The 26,937-nt window shown below is 56.9% G+C and carries 25 protein-coding genes and 1 tRNA gene; 21 read left to right on the forward strand and 5 right to left on the reverse strand.

Annotation, left to right across the window (positions count from 1 at the left end; genetic code table 11):
- The first annotated feature begins 3 nt into the window (after positions 1–3).
- Genes pstB through phoB form a run of 3 tightly spaced genes read left to right on the forward strand, consistent with a single transcriptional unit; the run spans position 4 to position 2,220 of the window.
- On the forward strand, positions 4–801 hold the full coding sequence (gene pstB, locus GFB49_RS01525) for a phosphate ABC transporter ATP-binding protein PstB (RefSeq protein WP_153214037.1): 798 nt from the start codon (positions 4–6) through the stop codon (positions 799–801).
- A 14-nt stretch (positions 802–815) separates the two neighbouring features.
- Entirely contained in the window at positions 816–1,526 is a 711-nt protein-coding gene (gene phoU, locus GFB49_RS01530; protein WP_153214038.1) for a phosphate signaling complex protein PhoU, read from the forward strand.
- A 4-nt stretch (positions 1,527–1,530) separates the two neighbouring features.
- On the forward strand, positions 1,531–2,220 hold the full coding sequence (phoB, locus tag GFB49_RS01535) for a phosphate regulon transcriptional regulator PhoB (RefSeq protein WP_153214039.1): 690 nt from the start codon (positions 1,531–1,533) through the stop codon (positions 2,218–2,220).
- An 18-nt stretch (positions 2,221–2,238) separates the two neighbouring features.
- Here phoB and GFB49_RS01540 read toward each other — a convergent pair whose 3' ends face one another.
- Positions 2,239–3,153, reverse strand: a complete 915-nt coding sequence (locus tag GFB49_RS01540; protein WP_153214040.1) for a LysR family transcriptional regulator — start codon at positions 3,151–3,153, stop codon at positions 2,239–2,241.
- A 102-nt stretch (positions 3,154–3,255) separates the two neighbouring features.
- Here GFB49_RS01540 and GFB49_RS01545 point away from each other — a divergent pair, with 102 nt between their 5' ends.
- A complete protein-coding gene (locus GFB49_RS01545; protein ID WP_153214041.1) occupies positions 3,256–4,479 on the forward strand; it encodes an acyl-CoA dehydrogenase in 1,224 nt (407 codons plus the stop codon).
- A 581-nt stretch (positions 4,480–5,060) separates the two neighbouring features.
- Here GFB49_RS01545 and GFB49_RS01550 read toward each other — a convergent pair.
- On the reverse strand, positions 5,061–5,777 hold the full coding sequence (locus GFB49_RS01550; protein WP_153214042.1) for a response regulator: 717 nt from the start codon (positions 5,775–5,777) through the stop codon (positions 5,061–5,063).
- Between the two features lie 67 nt (positions 5,778–5,844).
- Here GFB49_RS01550 and GFB49_RS01555 point away from each other — a divergent pair, with 67 nt between their 5' ends.
- From GFB49_RS01555 to GFB49_RS01580, 6 genes are all read left to right on the forward strand, one after another.
- On the forward strand, positions 5,845–8,100 hold the full coding sequence (locus GFB49_RS01555) for a hybrid sensor histidine kinase/response regulator (protein ID WP_153214043.1): 2,256 nt from the start codon (positions 5,845–5,847) through the stop codon (positions 8,098–8,100).
- Between the two features lie 183 nt (positions 8,101–8,283).
- Positions 8,284–9,357: a cytochrome-c peroxidase gene (locus GFB49_RS01560; RefSeq protein WP_153214044.1), complete on the forward strand. Its 1,074-nt coding sequence runs from the start codon at positions 8,284–8,286 to the stop codon at positions 9,355–9,357.
- An 11-nt stretch (positions 9,358–9,368) separates the two neighbouring features.
- On the forward strand, positions 9,369–10,499 hold the full coding sequence (locus tag GFB49_RS01565; RefSeq protein WP_246149568.1) for a cytochrome-c peroxidase: 1,131 nt from the start codon (positions 9,369–9,371) through the stop codon (positions 10,497–10,499).
- 16 nt (positions 10,500–10,515) lie between these two features.
- Positions 10,516–11,103: an arsenate reductase (azurin) small subunit gene (locus GFB49_RS01570; protein WP_153214045.1), complete on the forward strand. Its 588-nt coding sequence runs from the start codon at positions 10,516–10,518 to the stop codon at positions 11,101–11,103.
- A 12-nt stretch (positions 11,104–11,115) separates the two neighbouring features.
- Positions 11,116–13,797: an arsenate reductase (azurin) large subunit gene (locus GFB49_RS01575; protein WP_153214046.1), complete on the forward strand. Its 2,682-nt coding sequence runs from the start codon at positions 11,116–11,118 to the stop codon at positions 13,795–13,797.
- Positions 13,798–13,944: 147 nt separating this feature from the next.
- Positions 13,945–16,062 (forward strand): HEAT repeat domain-containing protein, encoded by a 2,118-nt coding sequence (locus GFB49_RS01580; RefSeq protein WP_153214047.1) that lies wholly within the window; start codon positions 13,945–13,947, stop codon positions 16,060–16,062.
- 139 nt (positions 16,063–16,201) lie between these two features.
- Here the strand turns inward: GFB49_RS01580 and GFB49_RS01585 are convergent, their stop codons facing one another.
- Together GFB49_RS01585 and GFB49_RS01590 are read right to left on the reverse strand one after the other, a co-directional pair.
- On the reverse strand, positions 16,202–16,495 hold the full coding sequence (locus GFB49_RS01585) for a putative quinol monooxygenase (RefSeq protein WP_194269240.1): 294 nt from the start codon (positions 16,493–16,495) through the stop codon (positions 16,202–16,204).
- A 372-nt stretch (positions 16,496–16,867) separates the two neighbouring features.
- A tRNA-Ser gene (locus tag GFB49_RS01590) sits at positions 16,868–16,957 on the reverse strand.
- Positions 16,958–17,079: 122 nt separating this feature from the next.
- Here GFB49_RS01590 and GFB49_RS01595 point away from each other — a divergent pair.
- From GFB49_RS01595 to GFB49_RS01625, 7 genes are all read left to right on the forward strand, one after another.
- Positions 17,080–17,937 carry a DUF2059 domain-containing protein gene (locus tag GFB49_RS01595; RefSeq protein WP_153214049.1) on the forward strand — a complete coding sequence of 286 codons (858 nt, stop codon included), beginning with the start codon at positions 17,080–17,082 and terminating at the stop codon, positions 17,935–17,937.
- 190 nt (positions 17,938–18,127) lie between these two features.
- Positions 18,128–18,715 carry a 50S ribosomal protein L21 gene (locus GFB49_RS01600; RefSeq protein ID WP_153214050.1) on the forward strand — a complete coding sequence of 196 codons (588 nt, stop codon included), beginning with the start codon at positions 18,128–18,130 and terminating at the stop codon, positions 18,713–18,715.
- Positions 18,716–18,733: 18 nt separating this feature from the next.
- The gene (rpmA, locus tag GFB49_RS01605; protein ID WP_153214051.1) at positions 18,734–19,003 is read left to right on the forward strand and encodes a 50S ribosomal protein L27; all 270 of its coding nucleotides are present in this window, start codon (positions 18,734–18,736) and stop codon (positions 19,001–19,003) included.
- A gap of 270 nt (positions 19,004–19,273) precedes the next feature.
- A complete protein-coding gene (locus GFB49_RS01610) occupies positions 19,274–19,810 on the forward strand; it encodes a GNAT family N-acetyltransferase (protein WP_153214052.1) in 537 nt (178 codons plus the stop codon).
- 119 nt (positions 19,811–19,929) lie between these two features.
- Complete coding sequence (gene obgE / locus GFB49_RS01615) at positions 19,930–20,964, forward strand: GTPase ObgE (protein WP_153214053.1); 1,035 nt, start codon at positions 19,930–19,932, stop codon at positions 20,962–20,964.
- On the forward strand, positions 20,952–22,058 hold the full coding sequence (proB, locus tag GFB49_RS01620) for a glutamate 5-kinase (RefSeq protein WP_343032433.1): 1,107 nt from the start codon (positions 20,952–20,954) through the stop codon (positions 22,056–22,058). The genes obgE and proB overlap by 13 nt, the downstream gene beginning before the upstream one ends.
- Positions 22,059–22,140: 82 nt before the next feature.
- The gene (locus tag GFB49_RS01625) at positions 22,141–23,406 is read left to right on the forward strand and encodes a glutamate-5-semialdehyde dehydrogenase (RefSeq protein WP_153214054.1); all 1,266 of its coding nucleotides are present in this window, start codon (positions 22,141–22,143) and stop codon (positions 23,404–23,406) included.
- 50 nt (positions 23,407–23,456) lie between these two features.
- Here the strand turns inward: GFB49_RS01625 and GFB49_RS01630 are convergent, their stop codons facing one another.
- Positions 23,457–24,053, reverse strand: coding sequence for a histidine phosphotransferase family protein (locus GFB49_RS01630; RefSeq protein WP_153214055.1), 597 nt, complete (start codon positions 24,051–24,053; stop codon positions 23,457–23,459).
- A gap of 27 nt (positions 24,054–24,080) precedes the next feature.
- On the opposite strand from GFB49_RS01630, the gene GFB49_RS01635 reads away from it, so the two are divergent.
- The 4 genes from GFB49_RS01635 to rpsB all read left to right on the forward strand — a co-directional run bounded on the left by GFB49_RS01635 (position 24,081) and on the right by rpsB (position 26,902).
- A complete protein-coding gene (locus GFB49_RS01635; RefSeq protein ID WP_153214056.1) occupies positions 24,081–24,263 on the forward strand; it encodes a DUF3553 domain-containing protein in 183 nt (60 codons plus the stop codon).
- A gap of 107 nt (positions 24,264–24,370) precedes the next feature.
- Positions 24,371–25,123, forward strand: coding sequence for an L-ornithine N(alpha)-acyltransferase (olsB, locus tag GFB49_RS01640; RefSeq protein ID WP_153214057.1), 753 nt, complete (start codon positions 24,371–24,373; stop codon positions 25,121–25,123).
- A 3-nt stretch (positions 25,124–25,126) separates the two neighbouring features.
- Positions 25,127–25,951, forward strand: a complete 825-nt coding sequence (gene olsA / locus GFB49_RS01645) for a lyso-ornithine lipid O-acyltransferase (RefSeq protein ID WP_153214058.1) — start codon at positions 25,127–25,129, stop codon at positions 25,949–25,951.
- A 183-nt stretch (positions 25,952–26,134) separates the two neighbouring features.
- Positions 26,135–26,902, forward strand: coding sequence for a 30S ribosomal protein S2 (rpsB, locus tag GFB49_RS01650; protein WP_153214059.1), 768 nt, complete (start codon positions 26,135–26,137; stop codon positions 26,900–26,902).
- The last annotated feature ends 35 nt before the right edge of the window (positions 26,903–26,937 follow it).

Here is a 26,937-nt window from a genome sequence, read left to right on the forward strand (position 1 = left end):
GCCATGAACGATATGCAATTTACGGACAGAGCCGTGGAACAAAAAGAAACCAAAATCGCAGCAAAAGACGTCAATGTTCACTACGGTGAGGCACATGCCATCAAAGACGTGAACGTCGAAATCGAAGACAAGACTGTCACCGCATTCATCGGCCCGTCGGGCTGCGGTAAGTCCACATTCCTGCGGTGTCTGAACCGCATGAATGACACCATCGACGTCTGTAGCGTCACTGGCAACATCCTGCTGGACGGCGAAGACATCTATGACAAACGCGTTGATCCGGTTCAGCTGCGCGCCAAGGTGGGTATGGTGTTCCAAAAGCCAAACCCATTCCCAAAGTCGATCTATGACAACGTGGCCTATGGCCCGCGCATCCACGGCCTGGCGAAATCCAAAGCCGAACTGGATGAAATCGTCGAGAGCGCGCTGCGTCGCGGTGCGATCTGGGAAGAGGTCAAGGACCGTCTGGACAAGCCAGGCACGGGTCTTTCGGGTGGTCAGCAGCAGCGTCTGTGCATCGCGCGCGCCGTCGCAACCGAGCCGGAAGTTCTGCTGATGGACGAACCTTGTTCAGCGCTCGACCCGATCGCAACGGCACAGGTCGAAGAGCTGATCGACGAGCTGCGCGAGCGCTATTCGGTTGTGATTGTTACACACTCCATGCAGCAGGCCGCGCGTGTCAGCCAGAAGACAGCGTTCTTCCACCTGGGCACTTTGGTTGAATTTGGCCACACCGGTCAGATCTTCACCAACCCCGAAGATCCGCGCACCGAAGCCTATATTACGGGTCGCATTGGTTAAGGTTAGGAAATTACATGGACGAGCAACACATAACATCGGCCTTCGACCGTGATCTTGAGGCGATGCAAGCCCAGATCATGAAAATGGGTGGCTTGGTTGAAGCGGCAATTATGGAAGCCGCAAGCGCGTTGGAAACCCGCGACGAAGAACTGGCACAGAAAGTCCTGGAAAATGACGCGGCAATTGATGGTCTCGAAGAGATCATCAATTCCGAAGCGGCACGGGTGATCGCTCTGCGGTCGCCAACAGCCGTGGACCTGCGTCTGATCCTCTCGGTTATGAAGATCGCCTCTAACCTGGAACGGGTTGGGGATTATGCGAAAAACATCGCCAAACGGACGGGTGTTCTGGCACAGACTGGCCACATCCTGGACAGCGGCGCAGCCCTGCGCCGGATGGCCCGCGAAGTTGAACTGATGCTCAAGGACGCCTTGGACGCCCATGTTCAACGCGATGCAGAACTGGCGCAAGACGTGATCAACCGCGATCTTGATGTCGACCAGATGTACAACGCGATGTTCCGGGAATTCCTGACCTATATGATGGAAAACCCACAGAACATCACACCGTGCATGCACCTGCATTTCATCGCCAAGAACATCGAACGTATGGGGGACCACGTGACCGCGATTGCCGAACAGGTGATCTATGTGGTGGCTGGTGAAACTCCTGCCGAAGAGCGGGTCAAAGGCGACACCACTTCGACTGCACCCCAGGAGGGTTAATTGAATGTCAGCCGATCAGCCAACTGTTCTGGTCGTCGAAGACGAGCTCGCACAACGTGAGGTCCTTGCCTATAACCTGGAAGCCGATGGCTTCCGGGTCGTAAAAGCGGAAAACGGCGAAGAAGCGCTGTTGATCGTCGACGAAGATACGCCGGATATCATTGTTCTGGACTGGATGATGCCGAACCTCAGCGGGATTGAGGTTTGCCGTCGTCTAAAAACCCGCCCAGATACACGTTCCATCCCGATCATCATGTTGTCAGCCCGATCCGAGGAGGTGGACAAGGTCCGCGGCCTTGAAACCGGTGCCGATGATTATGTGGTCAAACCCTATTCCGTGATCGAATTGATGGCCCGGGTGCGGACGCAACTGCGCCGCGTCCGTCCGGCAACGGTTGGGATGCGATTGGAGTTTGAGGATATCATCCTCGATTCTGAAACCCACAAGGTCAGCCGCAGTGAAAAGCCTCTGAAGCTCGGACCAACCGAGTTTCGCCTGCTGTCGACCTTTATGGAAAAGCCGGGCCGGGTCTGGAGCCGCGAACAGCTGCTGGACCGGGTCTGGGGGCGTGACATCTATGTGGATACTCGCACGGTTGACGTCCATATTGGCCGTTTGCGTAAAGCTCTGACCCAACATGGTGGCGCGGATCCCGTGCGTACTGTCCGGGGTGCTGGCTACGCGCTGGGTTAAAACCTTTGATCCGTTGCCTCATCGGGGCAGCGGATCCTCTGCTTGGGCCTGAGGTGCCAGCCAGTCGCGGAACTTTGTCAATCCAGGATGCCGATTATTGCCACGTGCCCACATCAGGTAATAGGCCCCTCCGGTCTCAATCGCACGATCATAAAGCGCCACAAGCCGACCGGTCGCCACATCCTGCTCCACCAAATAATCCGGCATCAGGGCAACACCCATCCCATGCTGTGCGGCCTGGCTGATCGTCGCAAACTGATCAAACACCGCCCCATCCAATGGCTGATCAATCGGCACACCAACAGCGGCAAACCATTCCTTCCAGGCGGTGGGACGCGTCTGAATATGCAGCAAGGGGCAGCTGGCAAGGTCCTGCGGGCCGTTCAAGTTGCGCCCCGCAAAGAAGTCTGGCGAACACACGGGCAACAATTGTTCATGGCGCAAAAGCATACCTTCACTATGGGGCCAATCCCGTGCGCGACCGTAGTGAAGTGCTGCGTCAAAGCTCTCGGTTGCAAAGGAAAACGGTTGCAGTCGCGTCGCCATATTGATCGTCACATCCGGATGCAGCCGGGCAAAGTCGGGCAGGCGGGGCATCAACCACCGCATGCCAAAGGCCGGTAAAATTGCCAGATGCAGGGTTCCTGCCACGGGCTCCTGAACCAGATTGTGGGTCGCCTGCGCAATTGTTGTCAAAGCCTGACGGATCTCTGCCGCAAAATCCCCAGCCCGATCCGTCAGCCGCAGCTGTTTCTGACTACGATCCACCAGATCCACCCCCATTTGCGCTTCCAGCGATTGAAGCTGTCGGCTGATGGCCCCTTGGGTCAGATTAAGATCGCCGGCCGCCGCTGACGCGCTGCCCAACCGATCCAAGGCTTCAACCGCGCGCAGGGCCGCCATAGAGGGGAAATATCGTCGAGGAGCTACCATGTATGACATATGCTCATACAAATCAGCCAAAGTCTCGTTTTTAATTGCGCCTTTGTCGGGTTACCCTTGCGACAACGTTAATTTTCCCATCGGAGCTTCCCTATGCTTGACGACAAACCTACGCTGCGCGCCAAAGATGCCCCTGATCTGGGCAAGTTCACCTGGGACGATGCCTTTCGTCTGGAGGACCAGTTAAGCGAAGAAGAGCGGATGATCGCGGCTTCTGCACGCGCCTATGCCGAGGAAAAGCTGGCCCCGCGTGTCCTGGACGCCTTTGAGGAAGAGACAACCGACCCTGCCATTTTCAAAGAGATGGGCGAGATGGGGCTGTTGGGCGTGACCCTGCCCGAAGAATATGGCGGGCTTGGCGCGGGCTACGTTGCCTATGGTCTGGTCGCACGGGAGATCGAACGGGTGGACTCCGGCTACCGCTCCATGATGTCGGTTCAAAGCTCCTTGGTGATCTATCCCATTTACGCATACGGAAGCCAGGCGCAGCGGCAGAAGTACCTTCCGAAACTGGCCAGCGGTGAATGGATCGGCTGTTTTGGCCTGACCGAACCCGACGCGGGGTCAGATCCTGCATCGATGAAGACCCGGGCCGAAAAGATCGAGGGTGGATATCGTCTGACCGGGTCGAAAATGTGGATTTCAAACGCGCCGATTGCCGATGTTTTTGTAGTTTGGGCCAAATCAGATGCGCATGGCGGTAAGATCCGTGGCTTTGTGCTCGACAAAGGCACCAAAGGTTTGAGCGCACCAAAAATCGCCAACAAAGCCTCGCTGCGCGCATCCATCACTGGCGAGATTGTCATGGACAATGTCGAAGTCGGCGAAGAGGCACTGTTGCCCAATGTACAAGGGCTGAAAGGTCCCTTTGGATGTTTGAACCGCGCGCGTTACGGGATCTCTTGGGGTACAATGGGTGCAGCAGAGGCCTGCTGGCATTCTGCGCGCCAATATGGGTTGGACCGGATCCAATTTGGCCGTCCGCTGGCAAACACACAGATCTTCCAGCTGAAGCTTGCGAATATGCAAACCGAGATCACCTTGGGACTGCAGGCCTCATTACGGGTCGGGCGTTTGATGGATGAGGCCAATGCAGCGCCTGAAATGATCTCATTGATCAAGCGCAACAACTGCGGCAAGGCGCTTGAGATTGCGCGCATGTCCCGCGATATGCATGGCGGCAACGGCATCAGTTATGAATTCGGGGTGATCCGCCACATGATCAACCTTGAGACGGTGAACACTTATGAGGGCACCCATGACGTGCATGCTTTGATTTTGGGTCGGGCCCAAACCGGTCTGCAAGCGTTCTATTGAACATTTTTGCAAAGCAGGAATGCAAAACCGGGTTTGCGTTCCTGCATTTGTTAACAGCACAGCTGACAAAGTCTGGTAATTAGATCAGCCGTAAATGTTAACCCAGGTCCATGCAGCCACGAAACCGCAAAACTAGATTTGCAATACCGCAAGACACAGCAGGCATTGCAAAATCACACCCAAGAGTAGCGCGTCAGCACGTCTATTTTGCAAACTCGCAACGAACTGTTGGCGTGTTTCGAAGTGATCAACAATGCTTCTTCAGAGATATCAACGCATGCATAGCCCGATATTCGGGTAAACTGTGCCAAATGGCACCATACATGCAAAACAAATCTCTACATTACGATATCATTCCGACTTTTATGCAAAACATGGAAATCACTGGCCGAACCCACCGTCAAATGCCTTGAAAGCTTTCGTTCAGGTAAACACAGACGATCCAAAACGCAATTGAAGGCGGGTTTTATGGTTAACGCCATTGCGTTCGTGCGATGCCAACCGCCTGGGATCGCCCCTCACTTTTGCAATTATTACGCCTTAACAAAAGGTTAAACCAATTTTAAAGCATAAGACGAACCTCAGGACAACTCCACCTCTGCCGCCAGAATATAGCCTTCACCGCGAATGGACTGGATCAAAGACACATCCGCACCCGTGGGATCAATCTTGCGCCTGAGGCGAGAGATATGCGCGTCCACCGCCCGATCGGTAATCGTCACTGATTTTCCATACAGCGTATCCATAATCTCATCCCGGCTGAGCAAACGCCCCGCACGTCCAACCAACGCCGACAAAAGAGCAAATTCAGCCCCAGTCAATGAGATGGGCCGATTGCTGTCCTCCCGCTCCAAAGTGCGTTTCGCGAGATCAAGGTGCAGGCCAGAAAACCGCGCATGAGAGTGATCTGCGGCGCTGCTGCCCTGTATGGCTGGTTCCATCCGGCGCATCACCGCCTTGATCCGCGCCAGCAACTCGCGCGGTTCATAGGGTTTGGTCAGATAATCATCCGCCCCCAGTTCAAGACCAACAATCCGGTCAAACACTTCATCCCGTGCGGTCAGCATAATCACCGGCGTCTTGGCGGTTCTTCGAATATCTTTCAGAATATCAAACCCATCGGCATCCGGCAGATTGAGATCCAGAACCAGAAGATCAACCAAATGAGGATCAAACATGGCGCGCGCCTGCGCCCCGGATGTTGCGACCTGAACCTTGAACCCGTGTTTGTCCAAAAACCGGGACAAAAAGGCGGTTAATTGCATGTCATCGTCAACAACCAGGATTTTCTGATCCATCTCAAACCTCTGCGTTGCAGCTGCGATTACTGTTGTCGGAAAATTCCTTAAACCGCAGTGAGCGTAAATGGCCCAAATGATCGCAGTCCCGAAACGATTTTATGCAATTGGAATCGCGGCATTTTTGATGATCTTGCTGTCATCGGGCCTGGGCGTCTACCTTGGAATGGAGACGCAACATAAATTTCGCGAAGTCGAAGCCAGCTGGGTGGATCACAACGGTGATGTTGGTCAAAAAGGCGTCTGGATCAGCACAATCCGCGGGCATTTGGGGTATGGCGGGATCATCCACAATTTTAAAAACTACGTCTTGCGGCGGGATCCTGCATACCTGGAAACAGCGGTACAACAGGTCACACAGTTCAACACGGTGATCGAAGAGTATCTGGCCCATAGCCAGGACCCAAATGAACGTAAGGCCCTCAGGATCTTGCAAGACACCATTGCGATTTATGACGCGAATTTTGCAGTGGCACAAAGCGGCGTGCGGGAAGGTATCAGCACGCAGGCTTTGGATCAGATGGTCAAAGTGGATGACAGCGCCGCAAAGCTAGCGCTGGCACAGCTTGAGAAAACCTGGACGGATGCGCGACTTGCCTCCACCACGCGTGTGTTTGCCGCTGTGGAAGAGGGGCGCGCGCTTATTGCGGTGGGTTTTGCCTCCGTCGCGGGCCTAGTGCTGGCGTCGATTTCCATTGGCACCATTATATATCTGATGTTTCACGATATGGGCCACACGTTAAACCGCTTGTCCGATGAATTGGACGCACGACGCGCCGCCGAAGCCTCAGAACATCGCTTGGCCAGTGTGGTGGAACAAAGCCCCGCGACCATCATTATCACGGATCGCAACGCCAAAATTCTTTATGCTAACAAGCGGTTCTTGGAGGTGACCGGCTGGAGCAGTGCTGAGATCTTTGGAAAATCGCCAAAGTTCCTGCAGTCCGGCGATACCAGCGATGACACCTACCTCGACCTGCGCCAGGCCCTTGAGGAGGGGCGCGATTGGCATGGAACGTTTCGTAATCGCAAAAAGGACGGCGGGATCTATTGGACCGACACTTTGATCTTGCCCCTGCGCGGCCCCGATGGCGAGGTGCACAGTTTTGTCGGCATCGGAGAAGACATCACCGAACGCAGACAGGCGCGGGAACAGGTGGCGCGGGCTCAAAAGCTTGAGGCGGTGGGGCTGCTGGCGGGTGGCATCGCGCATGATTTCAACAATGTCCTGACCACCATCATCGGGGCAGCACATTTGGCGGCGCTCGACGCCCCCGAGGGCAGCGATTTGGCAGGTGAGATCGATCAAATCGAGATTGCAGCCAAACGTGCCCAAAGCCTGGTGCGCGGATTGTTGACCTTTGCGCGGCGCGAACCCGGTCAGTCCCAACCCGTTGATCTGGATGTCATCACGCAGGAAGTGCAGCGCTTGCTGCGGGCTTCGGTTCCGCCGACACTGCGGATTGAGGTTGATCAGACGGACGGTCCGCATGGCGTTTTGGCCGATCCAACCCATCTGCATCAGATTGTGATGAACATTGTTCGAAACGCAGCCGAAGCGATTGGCGTTCATGAGGGCGTTGTGCGTCTTACGGCCCATCGCGTAACCGAAACACCAGATGGGTTGAGACCGCTCAAAGCAGGATGGATGCGGTTGACCATTCAAGACAACGGCCCCGGCATGTCGGCAGAGGTGCGCAGGCGTCTGTTTGACCCATTTTTCACCACAAAACCCCTTGGGAAAGGGTCCGGGCTTGGGCTGGTGGTGGTCGCAGGCCTGGTGGAAGAGATGGGAGGTCGCGTGCTGGTGGACAGCGTGCAAGGGCAGGGCGCACGTTTTGATATTTTCTTGCCCGCGACGGATCTGACAACGGTTCCGGACAGCGGCTCAGAGGCGCAACTGCCTCGTGGCAAGGAGCGGATCCTGGTGGTGGATGATGAGACCGAAATTGCGGCGACCTGGCGGCGCCTGTTGATGCGGCTGGGCTACCGAGTGGAGGCCTATACCTCGCCCGTGATTGCGCTGGAGAAATATGCAGCGGATCCCGGACGGTTTGATGCGGTGATCACGGATATGGTGATGCCGGACATGTCCGGCGCAACCCTTGCGACACAAATCCGGCGACTGCGGCCGGGGCTGCCGGTGATCATCTGCACGGGATACTCCCCCTCTGCCATCAACGTGGAAGGCCCAGCGCCGGTGGTGCTGGACAAACCCGTGGATCCGGCCCGTCTTGCCCAGCAATTGCGCAGCGTGTTGGACCCGCCGGTATCACAGGCCAAGCCGCCGTCACAAACCGTAACACTTCAGAACGTTTTGTAAGCCTGCCCGCAACACTTGGCGTTTCACGATTGGATAAACCGATTGCGTGGAACAACCCGGCCACTCGCCTGCGGCCGGGACGCAAGCCAGGGTGCAGCATGCACCGGCCAGCTTTGTCTGACCCTTCTGTCCAGTCCCCGCAGGCACACAGCATTCCGCTGATCGGCTGGACAGGAGGTCAAAATGATCCGAACACTCACCTTGATGGGCGCTTTGTTGGCGGGCACGGCCGCCATCGCGCAGGACACGGTGCCCATTCCCCCGATCGATGTCGACGCTGCGCGGGCTGAACTGGGCAAACGGATGTTTTACGACACCCGCCTGTCAGGCGATGCAAGCCTTGCCTGCGCCAGCTGTCACGACCCGGCGCGCGCCTTTACCGACGGCGAAGCGCTGTCCGCGGCTTATACCGGCGCTGCGCATTTCCGCAACGCCCCAACCCTGGCCAACGTCGGCTACCGCGGCGCGTGGATGCATGACGGTCGTCTGGGCACCAATTTGAACGATGTCGCGCGTGAGATGATCACCGAGACCTATCTGATGAATATGGACATGCGCATCATGCAGGAACGCATGAAGCAAGACCCGGTTTATGTGGAGATGTTCAAGGCGGCTGGCATGTCCGAACCCTCAAACGGCGGGGCTCGCAATGCGCTGATGGACTTTATGAAAACCATCGTGTCCCGCGGCGCTCCGGTGGAAACCGGTGACTTGTCCGAGGCCGCCCAGCGCGGGCAGGTTGTGTTTGAAGGCAAAGGCCAGTGCGCATCCTGCCACACCGGCGCGCGCTATACCGATGATCAGGTCCATAACACCGGCGTTCCTGGCAATGCGGAGATCTGGGCAGATCCCGAACGCCATTCCGCCTTTGTCACCTATGCCAAGTTCATGGGTGTCGAGAACTATATGAACCTGCGCGAAGATCTGGGTGCCTTTATCCGCACCCATGAAGACGACAGCAAACGCACCTTCCTGACCCCGACCTTGCGCGAGCTGACATATACAGCGCCTTACATGCACAACGGTGTGTTCGAAACACTGGAAGAGGTTGTGGCCTTCTACAACCAAGGTGGCGGTGATGATCCCCTGAAAGACGACCGCCTGAAGCCCCTGAACCTGAGCGATCAGGAACAGTCTGATCTGGTGGAATACCTCAAAGCCATGTCGGGCGAGAGCTTCGACATCGATGCCTATGTCTGGCGCGAAGACGATTTTGACTACGTGCTGATCAATGACTGGCTGAACGCAACCAACTGAGGAGAGGGACCATGATGAAAACAACAACCGCAATCCTCGTCTGCCTGACCGCTTTGGCCAGCCCAGCGCTGGGAGAGGCACCACGTCCCGCAGGGCTTGCTCCCTTGGGCGAGGCACCGATCCCCGGATCCAACCCTCAAAGCGACGCCAAGGTTGAACTGGGCAAACTGCTGTTCTTTGATCCGATCCTGTCCGGCAACTACGGCATGCCCTGTTCCTCGTGCCACCTGCCGGATGCAGGATGGGCCGTGCAGGCACCGATCTCGTTTGGTTATCCGGGCACAACCCACTGGCGCAACAGCCAGACCATTGTGAATTCGGCCTATTACAGCAAACTGTTCTGGGCTGGATCTTCTGGCAACCTTGAACACCAGGCGCGTTCTGCCGCCCGTGGTGGTGTTGCGGGCAATGGCGAAGACGACATGATGGAAAGCCGCCTGGCCTTTGTGCCGGAATACCGGGAGCGCTTTGCGGATGTCTTTGGCGATGACTGGCCCAATGTGCGCCACGCCTATGATGCGATTGCCGCCTTTGAGCGTACGATCAACCAGACCGACACGCCATTTGACGCCTATATGCGTGGTGATGACAGCGCTTTGAACGCACAAGAGATCCGCGGGCTTGAGCTGTTTGCTGGCAAAGCGGGCTGTATCTCGTGCCATGACGGGCCGATGCTCACCAACGAGAAATACTACAACCTTGGTGTGCCTGCTTATGACGGCTGGCAAGAGGATGAGCTGGCGCAGATTACATTCCGGTTTGAGCTTTATGCCAAAGGCTCCACCGAAGAGATGTATCGCACCACCAAGGATGATCCCGGCCTTTATTTCCGGACCAAGGAGAAGTCCGACAAGGGCAAGTTCCGCGTACCGTCGCTGCGCTACACCAAATACACCTATCCCTACATGCACAACGGCATGTTGGAGACGCTCGAAGATGTTGTGGAGTTCTACAACCAGGGCGGCGGTGTAAACGAGTTCGCCGCGAATAAATCCGATCAGATCCAGCCCCTTGGCCTGAGCGCGGATGAGAAAGCCGATCTTGTGGCTTTCCTCCTGACCCTGTCGGGCGAGGAAATCCTGATCGAAGAACCTGACCTTCCAACCATGGAGCCGCTGCCATCCCCTGCGGCCTTCAATTGAGACGAGGAGTGACAAGATGAAAGATCTTGATCCGCACATCGCCGCCGCCGTCAATGGCGAGAACGGCGAAGCCCAAAAGGCGGGCACGCGCAAATGTCTGATGAACCGGCGTCAGTTTCTGCTGACGTCGGGGCTGACCACCACCGTGGTGATGGTGGGTATTCCGGGCCTCTCTGAGGCTGAGACACCCGCCGTGGTCTCCACCTATCCCCGCAAGCTGATTGGCAAGCTGTCTGAGTTGAAAACCGACGAGCCCTTGTCCTTTGAATACCCGGACGAGGGGCAATACGCCGAAAGCATTCTGGTCAAGCTTGGCACCAAAGTGGGCGGCGGCATTGGCCCCGATGCGGATGTGGTGGCCTTTAACTATACCTGCACCCACCAAGGGGGGCCGTTGCAGGGCACCTATAAGGCCGCTGACAAGGCGCTGGGTCCGTGCCCCTTGCACCTGACCACTTTTGATCTGACCCGCCACGGGATCTTCATCTCGGGTCAGGCCTATCAATCCCTGCCACAGGTCCTGCTCGAAGTGGACGGCGACGACATCTACGCCGTCGGCATGTTCGGGTTGATCTATGGCCGTTTCGACAATCTTCAGGGTTAAGGAGACAAAGACATGTCCACCCCATACTATGTCCCCGAGGAATTCGTCCCCCTGCCGCCGCCAGACGCAGAGGTGATCCCTACAGCTTGTGATTACTGCATCGTGGCCTGCGGCTACAAAGTCTACCGATGGCCCGTTGCAGGCGGCAAAAATGGTGGCCCGGCCGCCGATCAAAACGCCTTTGGTGAGGATTTCCCGGTCAGCCCGCTGGGCCCCTGGATTGCCCCCACGCAGCACAATATCGTCCTGCACAACGGCGCGCCGCACCATGTGGTGATCATCCCCGACAAGGACACAGAATTTGTGAACTATTCGGGCAACAGCTCGATCCGGGGTGGGGCGATTGCGCAAAAGGTCTATAACCCGCAGACCCCAACCCGCGACCGCCTGAAATCGCCGATGATCCGGATGTTTGGCGTGCTGATGCCGGTGACATGGGATTTTGCTCTGGAAATAGCAGCCGAGGTTGGCAAACACGTGTTGAAAACACATGGCACCAATGCCTATGGCGTTAAAACCTTTTCCTATGGCTATATGGAAAACACATATGCCATCACAAAGTATGCGCTTGGCAATATCCGCACCGCGAACTTTACCTTCCACGACACGCCGTCAGACGTAACCTCGACGCCGGGTTTCCGGGACGCGGGGTTCGATAACTTTGGCCCCTCATATGACGACTGGGCAGAGGCCGACACATTGCTAATGTGCGGCACCGATCCTTATGAGACCAAGACCATCTTGTTCACCGACTATATCATGCCGGCAATCCAGGGCGGGCAAAAGGCGATCTTTATGATCCCGCGCCGGTCTGCAGGCACCGCCTTTGCCGAAGCCAATGGCGGCTTGGTTCTGGATATCCAGCCGGGCACCGACCTTCCGGTGGTTCTGGCCATTGCCCGTGTCATCGTGGAAAACGGCTGGCAGGACAAAGAATGGATCAAGAACTGGGTGAACAACAAATGGGAAAGCTCATCAGGCTTTGGCCAGGGCACCCGCAACACCCCATGGCAGTGGCGCACCACCTGGGGCAAATTCCAGACCAAAGGCTTTGACGATTGGGTCGACTGGCTGATGGCGCAGGACTATGCAGTGCCCGAGAAAGCCGCTGAAATCGCGCAGATCGACGTACAGAAGATCTATACCGCCGCCGAATGGATGGCCAAACCCCGCGAAGATGGCAGCCGTCCCAAGACCTCGATCATGATCGAAAAGGGGTTTTACTGGTCCAACAACACCGGCAACACCCAAGCGATTTCCGCCTTGGGCATTACAGTTGGGGCCGGTGGCCGCCCCGGTCAGGTCATTGGCCGTGCCGGCGGTCACCAGCGTGGAGGCCTGCGCGGCGGTGGCTATCCCCGCAACAAATCGCCCGAGAAACTGCCTGGCCGTCGCCGTCGCGCAATGGATACAGACCGGTATTTTATGGCCGGTCACACCCGGTTGGCGCATGTGATCGGCACCACTTGGGTGCAGGCAATGTGCGGCAGCCAGTCCTTGCAGGCCAAATTCGAAGAGCTGACCGTGCGCAACCCGCATCAGGTCGGATCCTTTGACAAGCAAGAGATCATCGACACGCTAAAAGCGCGCGCGGACAGCGGTGGCACGGTGGTGATCAACCAGGACATCTATCTGGTCGACCCAATTGGCGCACGGTTTGCCGATATCATCTTCCCGGCTTCTGGTTGGGGTGAGGACACATTTACCCGCGCCAATGGTGAACGGCGCTTGCGGGTTTACCCCAAGTTCTATGATGCGCCGGGTGAAGCAAAACCCGATTGGTGGATCATTGCGCAGCTGTCCAAGAAGATGGGCTTTGAAGGTTTTGATTGGCAGAACTCCAACGATGTGATCGAGGAGGGGGCCCGCCATTCCCGTGGCTCGCGCAAGGACTTTAACATGGTTCTTGTGGCCGCCAAACGCGAAGGCAAAACCCTGCACCAAAAGCTGGGCGAGTTCGGCACCAATGGGATCCAAGGTCCCGTTCTGATGCGCGAAGATGGCACATTGGAGGGCACCAAACGGCTGCATGACACCACGCGCAAACTGCCGGATACCGGGCCGGGTGGGGCCAATATGTTCAACAAGAAGCTGACCCACTTCAACTCACAGACCGGGAAATGCAACATTCAGAAAGCGCCTTGGGATCTGTTCAGCTCTTATTGGGAATGGCTGAAACCGCGTGAGAGCGAGGACGAGCTGTGGATCACCTCGGGCCGGATCAATGAACGCTGGCAGTCCGGCTATGATGACCGTCGCCGCCCGTACATCGTGCAGCGCTGGCCGGAAAACTGGATCGAGCTGCACCCGGAGTTTGCCGAAAAACACGGCATCGAAAGCGGTGACTATGTGCAGGTCTATTCCGAGCGGATCCCAGTTCAAAAAGACACCATCGTGGGCGTCGAAGGCGATGACTTTGACTTCGCCAAGCTGATGGAACACGGCCATATCGAGCTGACCAAAGCGGCGATCACCGCTGTGGCGATTGTCACCCCCGCTGTAAAGGAGAACATGGGCTACATGGACTTCCTGCACACCGCCCAACCCGCCAATGCTTTGGCTGGTCGCGTGGTGGACTGGATCAGCGGCAACTACAACTACAAGATGGGTGTCGGCAAAGTACGTAAAATGGGTGAAAGCCCTTATAAAACACAGATGCGCTCTATGTCCTTTGCCCGTCGCGACATCGCTTGATCGGCCTTGTGGTGCGCTCCTTGCCTGAAACGGGCAGGGCGCGCATCGCCCCCCTGGCTCCGGCGGTCTCAACCTCCCCAGACCTGTGCCGGGGCCAGTTTTCAAAACACGAATTGAACATTTCACTCATCCTCAAAGAGGCCCACAATGCTGCAACACGTGTCTCCCCAACGCGGCGAAAACTTTGATCCCGTCCCAACCCTGTTGATGCATTTTGCGGATGGAAATGATGTCATCCGCACCGACGCCGTGCAGGCCATGGCACAAGTTGCCCCAGGTGACGACAGGGTGCGTCAGGCCCTGCTGGGGGCGCTGCTGGACCAGGACCCTGATGTGCGCAGCGATGCAATGGAAGCCTTGCAGGATTTTGCCCAACCCGAAGACTGTGACACCATCCGCAACAGTTTAACCGGCGACCCTGTGCGAGAGGTCAAGCTGGCCGCCGTGGTCCTGCTGGCCATGCTCAAGGATCACGCCTCCATTCCGCTGTTTCGCAAGCTGACCCTGTCGCGCGCCGAAGACGAGGTTGCCTGGGAAGATGAGGCGGGCCTGTGGGACGAATGGCTGGAGGTGCAGGCGGCTGTGATCCGCGCGCTCGGGCATTTGGGTGCCTCTGACGCAATCGCGGATATGCTGGCCGCCCGTGATGATGAATTTGGCCAGAATCTGGATCAACCGGTGTTTGAGGCCTTGTCACAAATGGGTCAGGACGGTCTGATCTGGCTGTTGGCTATTGTCCAGACGGAAACCGGGCTGCCGCGCAAACGCGCGTTGGAAATCTTGGAACGCCTCGATCCGATGGCCCTGGTGGATCAGATCGACGCCCTATGGCAGGATAAAAACCCCGAGGTTCGGGCATTGATCCTGAACCATATGCCGGTTCACGACCCGCGTTTGGCGCAGGCCGCAACACAAGACCCCTCGGAACTGGTGCGCCAGGCTGCGTTGCGTTTGGCGGCGGATCCAGAGCTTGCAATCGAAGCTTTGGCAGATCCCTCCACAAAAGTGCAGGCCGCCGCGCTGGATCTGGTGGACCGGCCGCAAAACGCCGATTTTCACGCAACGCTTTTGGCGAATATGGTCGCATGGGCCCGCACGGATGATGGTCCATTGGTCAGCGCAGTTGCCCGGAACTGGGTCCGTTTGGCGCCTACAACACCGTTTGATTTGTTGATGGAGATTGCGCGCGCAGCAGATCGACCATTGGAGGCCCGCGTTCTGGCAGTATCTGCCTTGGCCGATTTGCAGGACGAGGCTGCGACCGAGCGTTTGATTTCACTGCTGTCCAACCCATCCCAACAAGTGCGCGCGGCAGCTGGCCGCCACCTTGCCGCGCGGGGCAGGGACGGGGATGAGGACGCGGTTGAGGCACTGGCCGCCGCCGCTGAAGCCGTATTGCTGCCCCCGCAGGAGACCCCCGACCCTGTGGCGGTGACAGCCGAAGCTCCACGGCTGAAAGTGTCGGACAAAGGGGATATTGTGGCAACATCCCCAAGTGAGACAGCGGTTTCGACACTGGAAGCAATCCAGATCAATCGAACCGCATCCCCAAGAGAGACCAAAGCTGAAGGCAAACCATCCCCCGAACGCAAACAGGGCAAAAACCGCAAACGCCAGGCCATCGAAGGTCCCACAGAGATCGCTCCGGATCTGGCCCGGATTGTTTTGACACTGTTCCAGGACCTGCGCGACCCACGCAGCGGCGCAGCCGTTCTGGCAATGACGCATGCGGGGGACGACACACTGCGATATGGGGCCTATCGGGCACTGGTCGCGCGTCTGGATGATTTGCGCATCACCGAGGCGGACGCTGTCCGGCTTCTGGCGGGGCTCAAAGACCGCAATGCAAACATTCGCGCATGTTGTGCGGAATACGCGGCGCAAGCGCCTGACACACACCCCGCGCTCTGCGCAGCGCTTGGGAATTGCCACGACGACACCGATGCCATGGTGCGCGTTGCGGCCGCTCGCGTGTTGACCCAGAAAGAGAGCGTCTTGTCCGCCTTGCGCGACGATGACGCCCGCATTCGGGCCCGTGTTCTGGACCGGATCCTGTCCACTGAGGACGTGGTTTCGCCTGAGGAGGCTTTTGAGACCCTCCTTGCAGGGGATCGCATTGTCACGTTGCGCCAAGGGGCTGCGCAATCAGACGACTTTAAACAGCGCATTTTGGAAAAACTGGCCGCGCATGACCTGACCCCGCGCACGGCTCACGTGTTGCTTCAATCTTTGAACACCAAACATGGGGATGGGGCAGCGGTCTGACTTTCAGGCCAAAGCCTAATGGTGTTTTGACCTGGTGACGCCTGATGTGGGCTGAGGGAACACCGGTTAGCAGAGATTGATGCATCGGGGTTCTGCGAAACATCGCGGAACCCCATTTTAGCGCACCCAGGCCTCAGGCTCAAACCGGCACATGATCCAGAAACCGACGTGTCGGCGTGTCTGTAACCATGCCCGCCAAAACCGTAAAATCGCCCCGATCCTGCCGCCAGGCGTTGTAGCCCTCATAATCCGCCCGGGTGCGCCAGGTTTCGATCATTATTATCCGTGCGGGATCATCCTGGTCTTGTTTCACCTGAACACCCAAGTTCCCCGGACGGCGCCGGGTTTGAGGCAGTAAACCCTGGCACATCAGCTCAAACTCATCGAGCTTATCTGCCTTCAAGTTGAGTTCGACGATAACGGTAATGCTCATCGGCGCAGCCATGCTCGAATGAAAGGTCTTATGGGTTTAAGGTAACTATAAAAAATATCAGGCATTCTCATCCTCTTAGGTGGATTGAACTTTGGAGTTCATTCTGGCTAGGAGGGTGAGGTCCGGCAAGGAAACCTGCGATTACTTTAAGTAGAATTATTGAGTTCATTAACAACTTAACGTGAAAGTTGTGTTTTTCATTCTTGGGATTTCCATTTTCGTCAATCTATCGAAAATGGAAATCCCAACAAAACTAGGGTATTGATTTCGACTTTACTCTTTAAAATCAAAGACAAAAACACCTGTGACGACCGACTCACACGGTGTGGTCGTTGGTAGATTTAAATACTCAAAACAAGTGATGAGGGATAATGGCGGAGAGACAGGGATTCGAACCCTGGGTCCCCGTGAAGGGACAACGGTTTTCGAGACCGCCCCGTTCGACCACTCCGGCACCTCTCCGCGGTGGAGTGTGAAGGGGCGTTTAAAGGGGACGGGCAGGGGGCGCAAGAGGAAAATCAAACTTTCTTTAGAAGATCGCATTTTTCCTTGTCCCCTTTGGGCTTTGCCTTAAGGTCTTGTACATGATTACAAAAACACCCCTTCCGCGCCCCTTATTTTTTGTCGCTTTTTTTGTCGCTGGTTTTCTGGCTTTGACCTTGGCCACCGCGACCGCCCAAGCGGCTGATCGTGCCCGGATCGAGACTTTTTTAAACGTAACAGGGTTTGACGTGGCTTTGGACAGTATCGCCCTGTCCGCCGAAAGCGCGCCTGGGATGATTGGCCTCACACCTGAGGACTTTGGCGGTGCCTGGGATGGGATCGCCGATACCGTGTTCTCACTTCCTGACATGCGCAATCAAGCCTTGGATTATCTGGAAGAAACGCTCAGCGACGCGGCCTTGACGCATGCTGAGGCCTTCTATGCAACGGAGCTCGGCCAACGGCTTGTGAAGGCCGAAAACGCCTCTCATTTGGTGGAAGACAGCGACACCAAACATATCGCTGGACGTCGTATTGTTGCAGATCTGGTCCAAGCTGGTGACAATCGGGTCGATATCCTGAAACGCATGGGACGCGCGGTTGACGCTGGTGAGAGCTCGGTGAAAGCCGTACAAGAGGTTCAGTTCCGTTTTATTGTTGCCGCCGAAACCGCCGGGATCATCGAATTGCAGCTTGAACCTGATGCCTTAAAAGGTCTCTTGGCTGAGCAGGAAGACGAGATGCGCCTTGAGATGGTGGAAAGCGCCTTGACCTCATCCGCCTATGCCTATCAAGGGTTCACCAACCAAGAGCTGGAAACTTACTCCGATGCGCTGGAAACGCCAGAGATGCAGGAAGTCTACCGGCTGTTGAACGCCATCCAGTTCGAGATCACGGCGTCGCGTTATGAAGAACTGGCGTACCGGCTGGGTAAAATTGGTCCCAGCGAAGATATCTGAACCTTGGCTTCTAAAAACAGTTGACTTTGCGGGTGACGAACTGCAAAAGGCCGCATCCCGGCACGGATTCTGTCTGCGCCGGGATTATTCTGTCATACGCCCACAAGGGCGCGCTGTTCGAGGTGGGAGCGCAAGCTGCCAAAACACCCAACCGGGGACCGTAGGACGCGGGTAACAAAAGGAAAACGCAATGTTCGCGGTCCTCAAGACTGGCGGCAAGCAGTATAAAGTACAGGCAGGCGATGTCCTGCGTGTTGAAAAACTGGCTGCTGACGCTGGCGAAACTGTTCAATTCAACGACATCCTGATGCTGGGCGGCGACGCTCCGGTTGTTGGCGCACCTCTGGTTGACGGCGCAGCCGTACAAGCGGAAGTGATCGACCAGATCAAGGGCGACAAGGTCATCAACTTTGTCAAACGTCGTCGTAAACACAGCTCCAAGCGCACCAAAGGTCACCGTCAAAAACTGACCCTGGTCAAGATCACCGAGATCCTGGCGTCTGGCGCAGACAAAACCGGTATCAAAGTTGCAACCGGCAAAGGCGAAACCTCCGCTGCTCCGGCAGCTGCTGCAAAGGCCGCTCCGGTCGCTGCCGCAGGTGACGCAGACGATCTGACCAAGCTGACTGGTGTTGGCCCCGCAGCTGCCAAGAAATTGGTAGAAGCAGGTCTGTCCACCTTCGCCCAGATCGCAGCCTTGTCTGACGACGCAATTGCTGCTATCGACACCATCAAAGTGAAGCCCGAATGGGTGGAACAGGCCAAAGAGCTGGCCTAAGGCTAAGGAGAGACACTTATGGCACATAAGAAAGCTGGCGGTTCATCCCGTAACGGTCGCGACTCTGCCGGTCGTCGTCTTGGCGTAAAACTCTATGGTGGTCAGGCTGCAAACGCAGGCAACATCATTGTACGTCAACGCGGCACCAAATTCTGGCCGGGCGAAGGCGTTGGCATGGGCAAAGATCACACCATCTTTGCAACTGTCGAAGGCGCAGTAAGCTTCCAAAAAGGCCTGAAAGGCCGCACCTTTATTTCGGTTCTCCCGGTGGCGGAGGCCGCTGAGTAAGCCGAACCTGAAAGGTTAATGAAAAATTCAGGGGGATCGGCTATAAGGCCGGTCCCCCTTTGCTTTTGATGCTGGACACATGCTTAAGTTACATAATATCAATATCACTTCCCATATGGGAGAGAGGCAGGCCCGTCGCTTCACATCGACGCGCATGTTGGGGAGGGATATTGCACGGGTGGATGCTCGAACTTATCTCATTCATGTGTCTGCATATGGCAGGGCAGGAGGCCCTGCTGTGGGATATACGTTCAAAGGAGGAGCGTTAACATGAGCCTGGATCAAATCGCTGCACAACACCCGATTGAATCCGAACGCTTCGATCTGCGCCCGCTGCGGAAATCCGACGAGGGGCTGATTTCCCATTATGCGTCCGATAAACGGGTGGCCGGAATGACCAGTTCTATCCCCCATCCCTTGCCGCCCGGTGCAACCGAAGCATTCGTGACACGCGCCATGCAGGCCGAGCAGAACGAATACGTCTGGGCCATTGATGGCTTGCGGGACGGCAGCGCGGAACTGATGGGGATCATCTCCTTGAAACGGATGGATCGCAACCAATCCGAAGTGGGGTTTTGGATCGCGCCGACCTTCTGGAACACCGGAGTCGCGTCCGAGGCTTTGCAGGCCTTGATTGACGCAAATCCGTTTGAAGATGCCGCCATGTTTGCCACCGCCTTTCAGGACAACCCGGCCTCCGCCCGTGTGCTGACCCATTGCGGGTTTGAATATCTGGGCGATGCGGAAACCTTCTCAGTGGCACGCGACGCAAACGTCCCAACCTGGACTTACAGCCGAAAACTGTGATTGGCCCCCGGGCTCGTTTACGGTAAAGCAGGCAAAACCAACCCAAAGGGCAAAAGGCACCGGCCTTCTGCCCTCGTCTTACGTTTTCGCACCGATGGATCAGGTGCACAGGAGCTGATATGAAATTCCTCGACCTGACAAAGGTTTACATTCGTTCGGGCGGCGGTGGAAACGGCTGCGTCAGCTTCCGACGTGAGAAATACATCGAATACGGTGGCCCCGACGGTGGCGATGGCGGCAAGGGCGGCTCGGTCTATGCCGAAGCCGTCGATGGTCTGAACACGCTGATCGATTTCCGCTACCAACAGCATTTCTTTGCCCAGAACGGCCAATCCGGCATGGGCCGTCAACGCACCGGTCGTGACGGGGATGACATTGTCCTGCGGGTGCCCGTCGGGACTGAGATCCTGGATGAGGATGAGGAAACCGTATTGGCCGACTTGACCGAAGTTGGACAAAAGGTGCTGCTGGCCAAAGGTGGCAATGGCGGCTTTGGCAACCTGCACTTTAAATCGGCCACCAACCAGGCCCCACGCCGGGCCAATCCGGGCCAAGAGGGCATTGACCGGACCCTCTGGCTGCGTCTGAAACTGATTGCGGATGCCGGGCTTCTGGGCCTGCCCAATGCGGGCAAATCCACCTTTTTGGCCGCAACCTCCAATGCGCGGCCCAAAATCGCCGATTATCCCTTTACCACGCTGCACCCAAACCTGGGCGTTGTGGGGATTGATAACGCGGAGTTTGTGATGGCCGATATCCCGGGTCTGATCGAAGGCGCGCACGAGGGCCGCGGTCTGGGCGATCTGTTCTTGGGCCATGTGGAACGCTGTGCTGTCCTGCTTCACCTGATCGACGGCACGTCCGAGACCATCGCCGAAGATTACCGCACCATTATCAACGAATTGGAAGCGTATGGCGGCGCACTGGCGGATAAGCCCCGCATCACAGCGCTGAACAAAATTGACGCGCTGGATGATGAAGAACGCGCCGAGGCACAGGCCGCGCTTGAGGCCGAAGTGGGCGGTCCTGTCATGCAGATGTCCGGCGTCAGCCGCGAAGGGCTGAACGAGGTGCTGCGCAGCGTGCGCAGCGAAATCAAAGACGACCGTATCCGTCAAAAACCTGCTGAGGAGCCCGCGCCGTGGCAACCCTGACTGCAGCCAAACGGGTTGTGGTCAAAATCGGCTCGGCCCTTTTGGTCGACCGCGCAACCGGGCGGCTTAAATCGGACTGGCTGAAAACCCTTGCGGGCGATGTCTCCTGGCTCAAATCCCAGGGCAAAGACGTGATTTTGGTCTCTTCCGGCTCTATCGCCTTGGGCCGTGGGGTCCTGGGGCTGCCTCCGGCGGAACTTGCGCTGGAACAATCACAGGCCGCAGCCGCTGTTGGCCAAATCCAACTGGCCCGCGCGTATGAAGACGCGCTGGCCCCGCATCAGATCACCACGGCGCAGGTGCTGGTGACGCTGGAGGACAGTGAAAACCGCCGTCGTTACCTAAATTCACGCGCAACTCTGGAAACTTTGTTGTCCTTGGGCGTTGTGCCGATTGTGAATGAAAACGACACCATCGCCACGGATGAGATCCGCTATGGCGACAATGACCGCCTGGCCGCACAGGTTGCGGTGACTGTTGGCGCCGATTGCCTGGTGCTGTTGTCTGATGTCGACGGGTTCTACAGCGCCAATCCGGGCCTTGATCCAACCGCAAAACGCTTTGACGTGATTTCCCAAATCACCCCTGAAATCGAAGCCATGGCTGGGGATGGCATTTCCGGCCTGTCCAAAGGGGGCATGATCACCAAGCTTTTGGCGGCCAAAATGGCGACCAGCGCAGGTTGCGCCATGGCGATCACCGAAGGCTCGGCCATGAATCCGCTAAAATCGCTGGCACAGGGGGCAAATTGCACCTGGTTCACTGCAGATGGCGACCCACAAGCGGCCCGCAAGCGCTGGATTGCAACGATGAAGCCGCGCGGCACGCTGACGGTGGATGAGGGTGCTGCGCGTGCCTTAATGTCTGGAAAAAGCCTGCTGCCGGCCGGCGTGCGTCATGTGGAGGGTGACTTTGGTCGCGGGGAACCGCTGGCCATCCTCAGCCCAGACGGGCGCAAACTGGGTCAGGGGCTGTCACGCTACACCGCACAGGAAACCAAATCCATCCAAGGTCGAAAATCGGCTGAGATTGAACCCATCCTGGGCTATGCTGCCCGCGCGGCCCTGATCCACCGTGATGACATGGCGCTCTGAGGTGACGCGCGCCTTTCATCTTTTCAAAAATACTCCCGCCGGAGGCGCCCTCTGGCCTGCCACATACAAAGGCATCTGAGATATGAAAGACATGGAAAATATTCCCGCCCTTATGGAAGATCTGGGCAAACGCGCAAAGGCAGCAGCGGCAACACTGGCAACAGCCAGCGCTGAATGCAAAACAAAAGCCTTGAAAACAGCAGCCGACGCGGTCTGGGCCAACCGCGACAAAATTATTGAAGAGAACGCAAAAGACCTGGAGTTTGGTCGGTCCAAAGGTCTGACCGCTGCGATGATGGACCGGTTGGAGCTGAATGAGGGTCGCATTCAAAGCATCGTGGACGGTCTGCGTGCCATCGCTGGACAGGATGATCCTGTGGGCGAGGTGTTGACCGAATGGGATCAACCCTCGGGGCTCAACATCCAGCGCGTACGCACACCTTTGGGCGTGATCGGCGTGATCTATGAAAGCCGTCCGAATGTGACCGCAGATGCCGGCGCATTGTGCCTGAAATCCGGCAACGCGGTGATCCTGCGCGGCGGCTCGGAAAGCTTTCATTCGTCCCAGGCGATCCACGCCTGTCTCGTGGCGGGGCTGAAAGCCGCTGACCTGCCCGAAGATGCCATTCAGCTGATCCCCACCCGCGATCGTGCGGCGGTGCAGACCTTGCTGACCATGACAGATTACGTGGACGTAATTGTTCCCCGTGGCGGCAAAGGTCTGGTGGGTCTGGTCCAGCGCGAAGCGCGGGTGCCGGTTTTTGCTCATCTCGAAGGCGTGGTGCACATCTATGTCGACAAAGCCGCCGATCCGCAAAAGGCTTTGGACGTGGTGCTGAACGCCAAAACCCGGCGTACCGGCATTTGTGGCGCGGCGGAATGTCTTTTGATCCACCAGGACATCGCCGAGACCCTCGGTGCGGATATCCTGAACGCGCTGTCGGCGGCGGGTGTTGAAATCCACGCAGCCCCGGGTCTGGCAGGTCCTGCAGACATGGTTGCTGCCAATGATGAGGATTGGGGTAAAGAGTATCTGGATTCCATCATCGCGGCACGATCAGTGGCAAGCATCGATGAGGCGATTGCCTTTATTCGTGCCCATCACTCGCAGCACACCGATTGTATCCTGACCGAAGATGATGCCGCAGTTGCGCAGTTCTTCTCGGAGCTGGACAGCGCGATCCTGATGCACAATGCCTCAACCCAATTTGCCGATGGCGGTGAATTTGGCATGGGAGCCGAAATTGGCATTGCCACAGGCAAGATGCACGCCCGTGGACCTGTGGGAGCGGCGCAGTTGACCAGCTTCAAATATCTGGTGCGCGGCAACGGCACAACACGGACATAACAAAACGGACATATCAAAAAAGCGCCGGGACACCGGCGCTTTTCCTTTTGTCAGAAGCGGATGCTGACCCCGGTTTCACTTTGCGTATATGTCACCTTGCGGCTGACTTCGGACGCCAATGATGGCAAAAGTGCAAACTGAACCTGTGCGGGCGTGATACTGCTCACACCAGCGCCATCCGCCAGCCAAGCCCACAGCCCCTCATCCACGTTGACCTTGCGACCGGTTCCAGACACGCTCCAGCTGTCCCCGGTCTTTTGAATTTCAACGGTTCCGCCATAGGGCAGGGCGCTTTCCAGGCACAAGGCCGCCAGAAACACCAGTCGAACCTCTGCGCGGCTGACAGCGTCATTTGGCTGCCATTGATACTTCAGCCGGCCGCCTTTGCTCAGATCCTCCAGGACCGATACAATCTCGGCCCGGCCCAGGCCCTGGTCACCGGCCGCTCCAAAGGCAACCCGGAAGAAACGGATCCGGGCATTGGCATTGTTCACACTGTCTGCAATCAGCTCAAGCTCGGGACCATCCACAGCCCCGGCCATTCCCAACAGCTCCAACCCGTTGTTAATCGCTCCAACCGGGCTAATCAGGTCGTGACAAATGCGAGACCCTATCAAAGTGGCGAGATTGACGTTATCTACGGCCATGTTTTCCTCCGATGCGGGCCACCCCTTATGAATGACCTCAACTCTGTTCTTGCTCCCGGCATGTTTGTAAAACATCCAGACCACCCCGAATGGGGCATGGGACAAGTGCAATCCAACGCAGGTGGCAAAATCACCGTCAACTTCCCGGATCAGGGAAAATTGGTTTTTGACAGCGCGCGGATCGCGTTAATCCCTGTTTTTGATCTGTGAAAACGGTTGACGAACCGTTAACTCACTCCAGAAGATTTGACATAAACTTGCCCAATCTGTGCCTCATGAGGTAGGGAGGCGCAAGTCAGAACCGCCCCGGAAGATATATGCCTGAACCGAAACAAGACTTTACGGTGAAACTCGCAGAAACCGAAGAGGAACTGTGCGCGGCGCAGGCTCTGCGGTATGAGGTTTTTGTACAAGAGCTGGGCGGCGACGGCGCATTGGTTGATCATGACGCCGGGTTAGAGCGGGACCGGTTTGACCCTTACTTTGACCATATGTTGGCGATTGATAATTCCAACGGACAAGTTGTTGGTGTGTACCGACTGTTGCGTGGCGAGCAGGCGGAAAAAATCGGACAATTCTACTCTGACGATGAATATGATCTGACGGTTCTGCAGAACTCGGGTCGGCGCATTCTGGAGTTGGGCCGTTCCTGCCTGCACAAGGACTATCGCGGTGGCACGGCCATGTATCATCTGTGGAACGGATTGTCGCAATATGTGCTGTCCCACAAGATTGAGGTGTTGTTTGGCACGGCCAGTTTTCATGGAACAAACATCGATGCCCTGGCCGCACCTTTGTCGTTGTTGCACCACAATCACCTTGCCCCCGAAGATCTGCGGGTACGTGCCAAGGCTTATCAGTCAATGGATCTGATCCCAGCAGAGGATCTGGACCGCCGCGCGGCGATGTTGCAAATTCCGGCGCTAATCAAAGCCTATCTGCGTCTGGGTGGCTTTATCGGCGATGGGGCATTTGTCGATCATGCGTTTAACACCACCGACGTCTGTCTGATCCTGGACACGGCCCGGATGAATGAACGTCAACGCAAAATCTATGTCGGTGGGCGCTGATCCATGTCCATGAGCTGGCAAAGCGATACAGCACCCGACCCGGTGAAGATTTCTGCCCTGGGTTGGTTATTGATCGGGCTGCGCACCCCGGTGATTGGCCTTTTGGTCATTGGCTGCTTGTTGGTGTTGATCCTGTTTCGGGCCGTGGAACGGCCTATGTTTGGCTCCCGGCGGCCGGTCACCTCATATGTGCCGAAATACGTCAGCCGCGTGGTTCTTTGGGTCATGGGATTTCGCTATAAAGTGACTGGAGAGGGCATGCGCGCGCCCGGCGCAGTGGTGGCCAATCACGCAAGTTGGCTGGATATCTTCACGCTGAACGCCGCCAAACGTATTGTTTTTGTGTCCAAAGCCGAGGTTGCCAGCTGGCCTGGCATCGGATGGCTGGCCCGTGCCACCGGAACCGTGTTTATCGAGCGCAACCGCGCCAAGGCACGTGACCAGGCGCTGTTGTTTGAAGCAAAGTTGAAAGCGGGCCAGAAGCTTTTGTTCTTCCCGGAAGGGACATCCACAGACGGCTGCAGAGTTCTGCCTTTTAAAACCACGCTGTTTGCGCCTTTTGTCAGTGACGCGTTGCGCGATCATCTGGCCATTCAACCGGTCTCTGTCATCTATCATGCGCCAAAAGGGGCGCCCGCACGGTATTATGGCTGGTGGGCTGACATGGATTTTGGCGCAAATCTCCTCAAAATTCTGGCAACCCCGCGGCAGGGTGTGATTGAGGTGGTATTCCACACCCCGCTCCATGCGGCGGATTTCAAGGATCGCAAAACCCTTGCAGCGGCCTGTCAAACCGCCGTGCATGATGGGTTTTATACGCGAAAATGACATTTCTGCGCTGGCCCATTCAAGGGTGCTTGTCAAAGCCCGGGAACTGGATTATACGCGCGCCATTCGAACCCGCAGGCGGGGTTTGGTCTGTTCAGGGGAGACATCCCTGAAGGACCGCCGGTTGGACGCAGCAGCGTCTAAGACCCCCGCCGAGGACTGAAACCGGAAAAGGAAAATAGCATGGCTCTTCCCGAGTTCTCCATGCGTCAGCTGCTGGAAGCTGGCGTTCACTTTGGTCACCAGACACAGCGCTGGAACCCGCGCATGGCGCCTTATATCTATGGCGCGCGTAACGGCATCCACATCATGGACCTGACCCAGACTGTTCCAATGCTGGACCAGGCTCTGCAGGCCGTACGTGACACCGTTGCAAAAGGTGGCCGCGTTCTTTTTGTAGGCACCAAGCGTCAGGCGGCTGCACCGATTGCAGAAGCTGCTGAGAAATCCGCTCAGTACTACATGAACCACCGCTGGCTGGGTGGCACGCTGACCAACTGGAAAACCGTTTCCCAGTCGATCCAGCGCATGAAAGACATCGACGAGCGCATGGAGACCGGTGCCGAAGGCCTGACCAAGAAAGAGCGTCTGGGCATGGAGCGTGACCAAGAGAAGCTAACCGCGTCTTTGGGTGGTATCCGTGAAATGGGCGGCGTTCCTGACCTGCTGTTCGTTATCGACGTGAAAAAAGAAGCGCTGGCAATTGCCGAAGCCAACAAGCTGGGCATCCCAGTTGTGGCTGTTGTGGACACCAACTGCTCCCCTGATGGCGTTGACTATGTGATCCCAGGCAACGATGACGCATCGCGCGCAATCTCGCTGTACTGTGATCTGGCTGCACGCGCTGCGCTGGACGGTATGACCGCACAGCTGGGCGCAGCAGGCGTTGACCTCGGCGAATTCGAAGAGGCACCGGCAGAAGAAGCAGTGACTGAGGAAGTCGAAGCCTGATCTTCCGACATGTCACATGATTGACATATGGGGCA

It is taken from the genome of Tritonibacter litoralis (assembly GCF_009496005.1).
Taxonomy (GTDB): Bacteria; Pseudomonadota; Alphaproteobacteria; order Rhodobacterales; family Rhodobacteraceae; genus Epibacterium; species Epibacterium litoralis.

Coding starts and splice junctions, on each gene's coding strand:
- GFB49_RS01540 (WP_153214040.1), bottom strand. CDS start 3,153: ATGGTAGCTCCTCGACGATATTTCCCCTCTATGGCGGCCCTGCGCGCG.
- phoB (WP_153214039.1), top strand. CDS start 1,531: ATGTCAGCCGATCAGCCAACTGTTCTGGTCGTCGAAGACGAGCTCGCA.
- GFB49_RS01595 (WP_153214049.1), top strand. CDS start 17,080: ATGATTACAAAAACACCCCTTCCGCGCCCCTTATTTTTTGTCGCTTTT.
- GFB49_RS01580 (WP_153214047.1), top strand. CDS start 13,945: ATGCTGCAACACGTGTCTCCCCAACGCGGCGAAAACTTTGATCCCGTC.
- GFB49_RS01570 (WP_153214045.1), top strand. CDS start 10,516: ATGAAAGATCTTGATCCGCACATCGCCGCCGCCGTCAATGGCGAGAAC.
- GFB49_RS01545 (WP_153214041.1), top strand. CDS start 3,256: ATGCTTGACGACAAACCTACGCTGCGCGCCAAAGATGCCCCTGATCTG.
- pstB (WP_153214037.1), top strand. CDS start 4: ATGAACGATATGCAATTTACGGACAGAGCCGTGGAACAAAAAGAAACC.
- GFB49_RS01625 (WP_153214054.1), top strand. CDS start 22,141: ATGAAAGACATGGAAAATATTCCCGCCCTTATGGAAGATCTGGGCAAA.
- GFB49_RS01610 (WP_153214052.1), top strand. CDS start 19,274: ATGAGCCTGGATCAAATCGCTGCACAACACCCGATTGAATCCGAACGC.
- GFB49_RS01560 (WP_153214044.1), top strand. CDS start 8,284: ATGATCCGAACACTCACCTTGATGGGCGCTTTGTTGGCGGGCACGGCC.
- GFB49_RS01635 (WP_153214056.1), top strand. CDS start 24,081: ATGAATGACCTCAACTCTGTTCTTGCTCCCGGCATGTTTGTAAAACAT.
- GFB49_RS01630 (WP_153214055.1), bottom strand. CDS start 24,053: ATGGCCGTAGATAACGTCAATCTCGCCACTTTGATAGGGTCTCGCATT.
- GFB49_RS01585 (WP_194269240.1), bottom strand. CDS start 16,495: ATGAGCATTACCGTTATCGTCGAACTCAACTTGAAGGCAGATAAGCTC.
- rpsB (WP_153214059.1), top strand. CDS start 26,135: ATGGCTCTTCCCGAGTTCTCCATGCGTCAGCTGCTGGAAGCTGGCGTT.
- GFB49_RS01575 (WP_153214046.1), top strand. CDS start 11,116: ATGTCCACCCCATACTATGTCCCCGAGGAATTCGTCCCCCTGCCGCCG.
- phoU (WP_153214038.1), top strand. CDS start 816: ATGGACGAGCAACACATAACATCGGCCTTCGACCGTGATCTTGAGGCG.
- rpmA (WP_153214051.1), top strand. CDS start 18,734: ATGGCACATAAGAAAGCTGGCGGTTCATCCCGTAACGGTCGCGACTCT.
- GFB49_RS01565 (WP_246149568.1), top strand. CDS start 9,369: ATGATGAAAACAACAACCGCAATCCTCGTCTGCCTGACCGCTTTGGCC.
- GFB49_RS01550 (WP_153214042.1), bottom strand. CDS start 5,777: ATGGATCAGAAAATCCTGGTTGTTGACGATGACATGCAATTAACCGCC.
- olsB (WP_153214057.1), top strand. CDS start 24,371: ATGCCTGAACCGAAACAAGACTTTACGGTGAAACTCGCAGAAACCGAA.
- GFB49_RS01555 (WP_153214043.1), top strand. CDS start 5,845: ATGGCCCAAATGATCGCAGTCCCGAAACGATTTTATGCAATTGGAATC.
- obgE (WP_153214053.1), top strand. CDS start 19,930: ATGAAATTCCTCGACCTGACAAAGGTTTACATTCGTTCGGGCGGCGGT.
- olsA (WP_153214058.1), top strand. CDS start 25,127: ATGTCCATGAGCTGGCAAAGCGATACAGCACCCGACCCGGTGAAGATT.
- GFB49_RS01600 (WP_153214050.1), top strand. CDS start 18,128: ATGTTCGCGGTCCTCAAGACTGGCGGCAAGCAGTATAAAGTACAGGCA.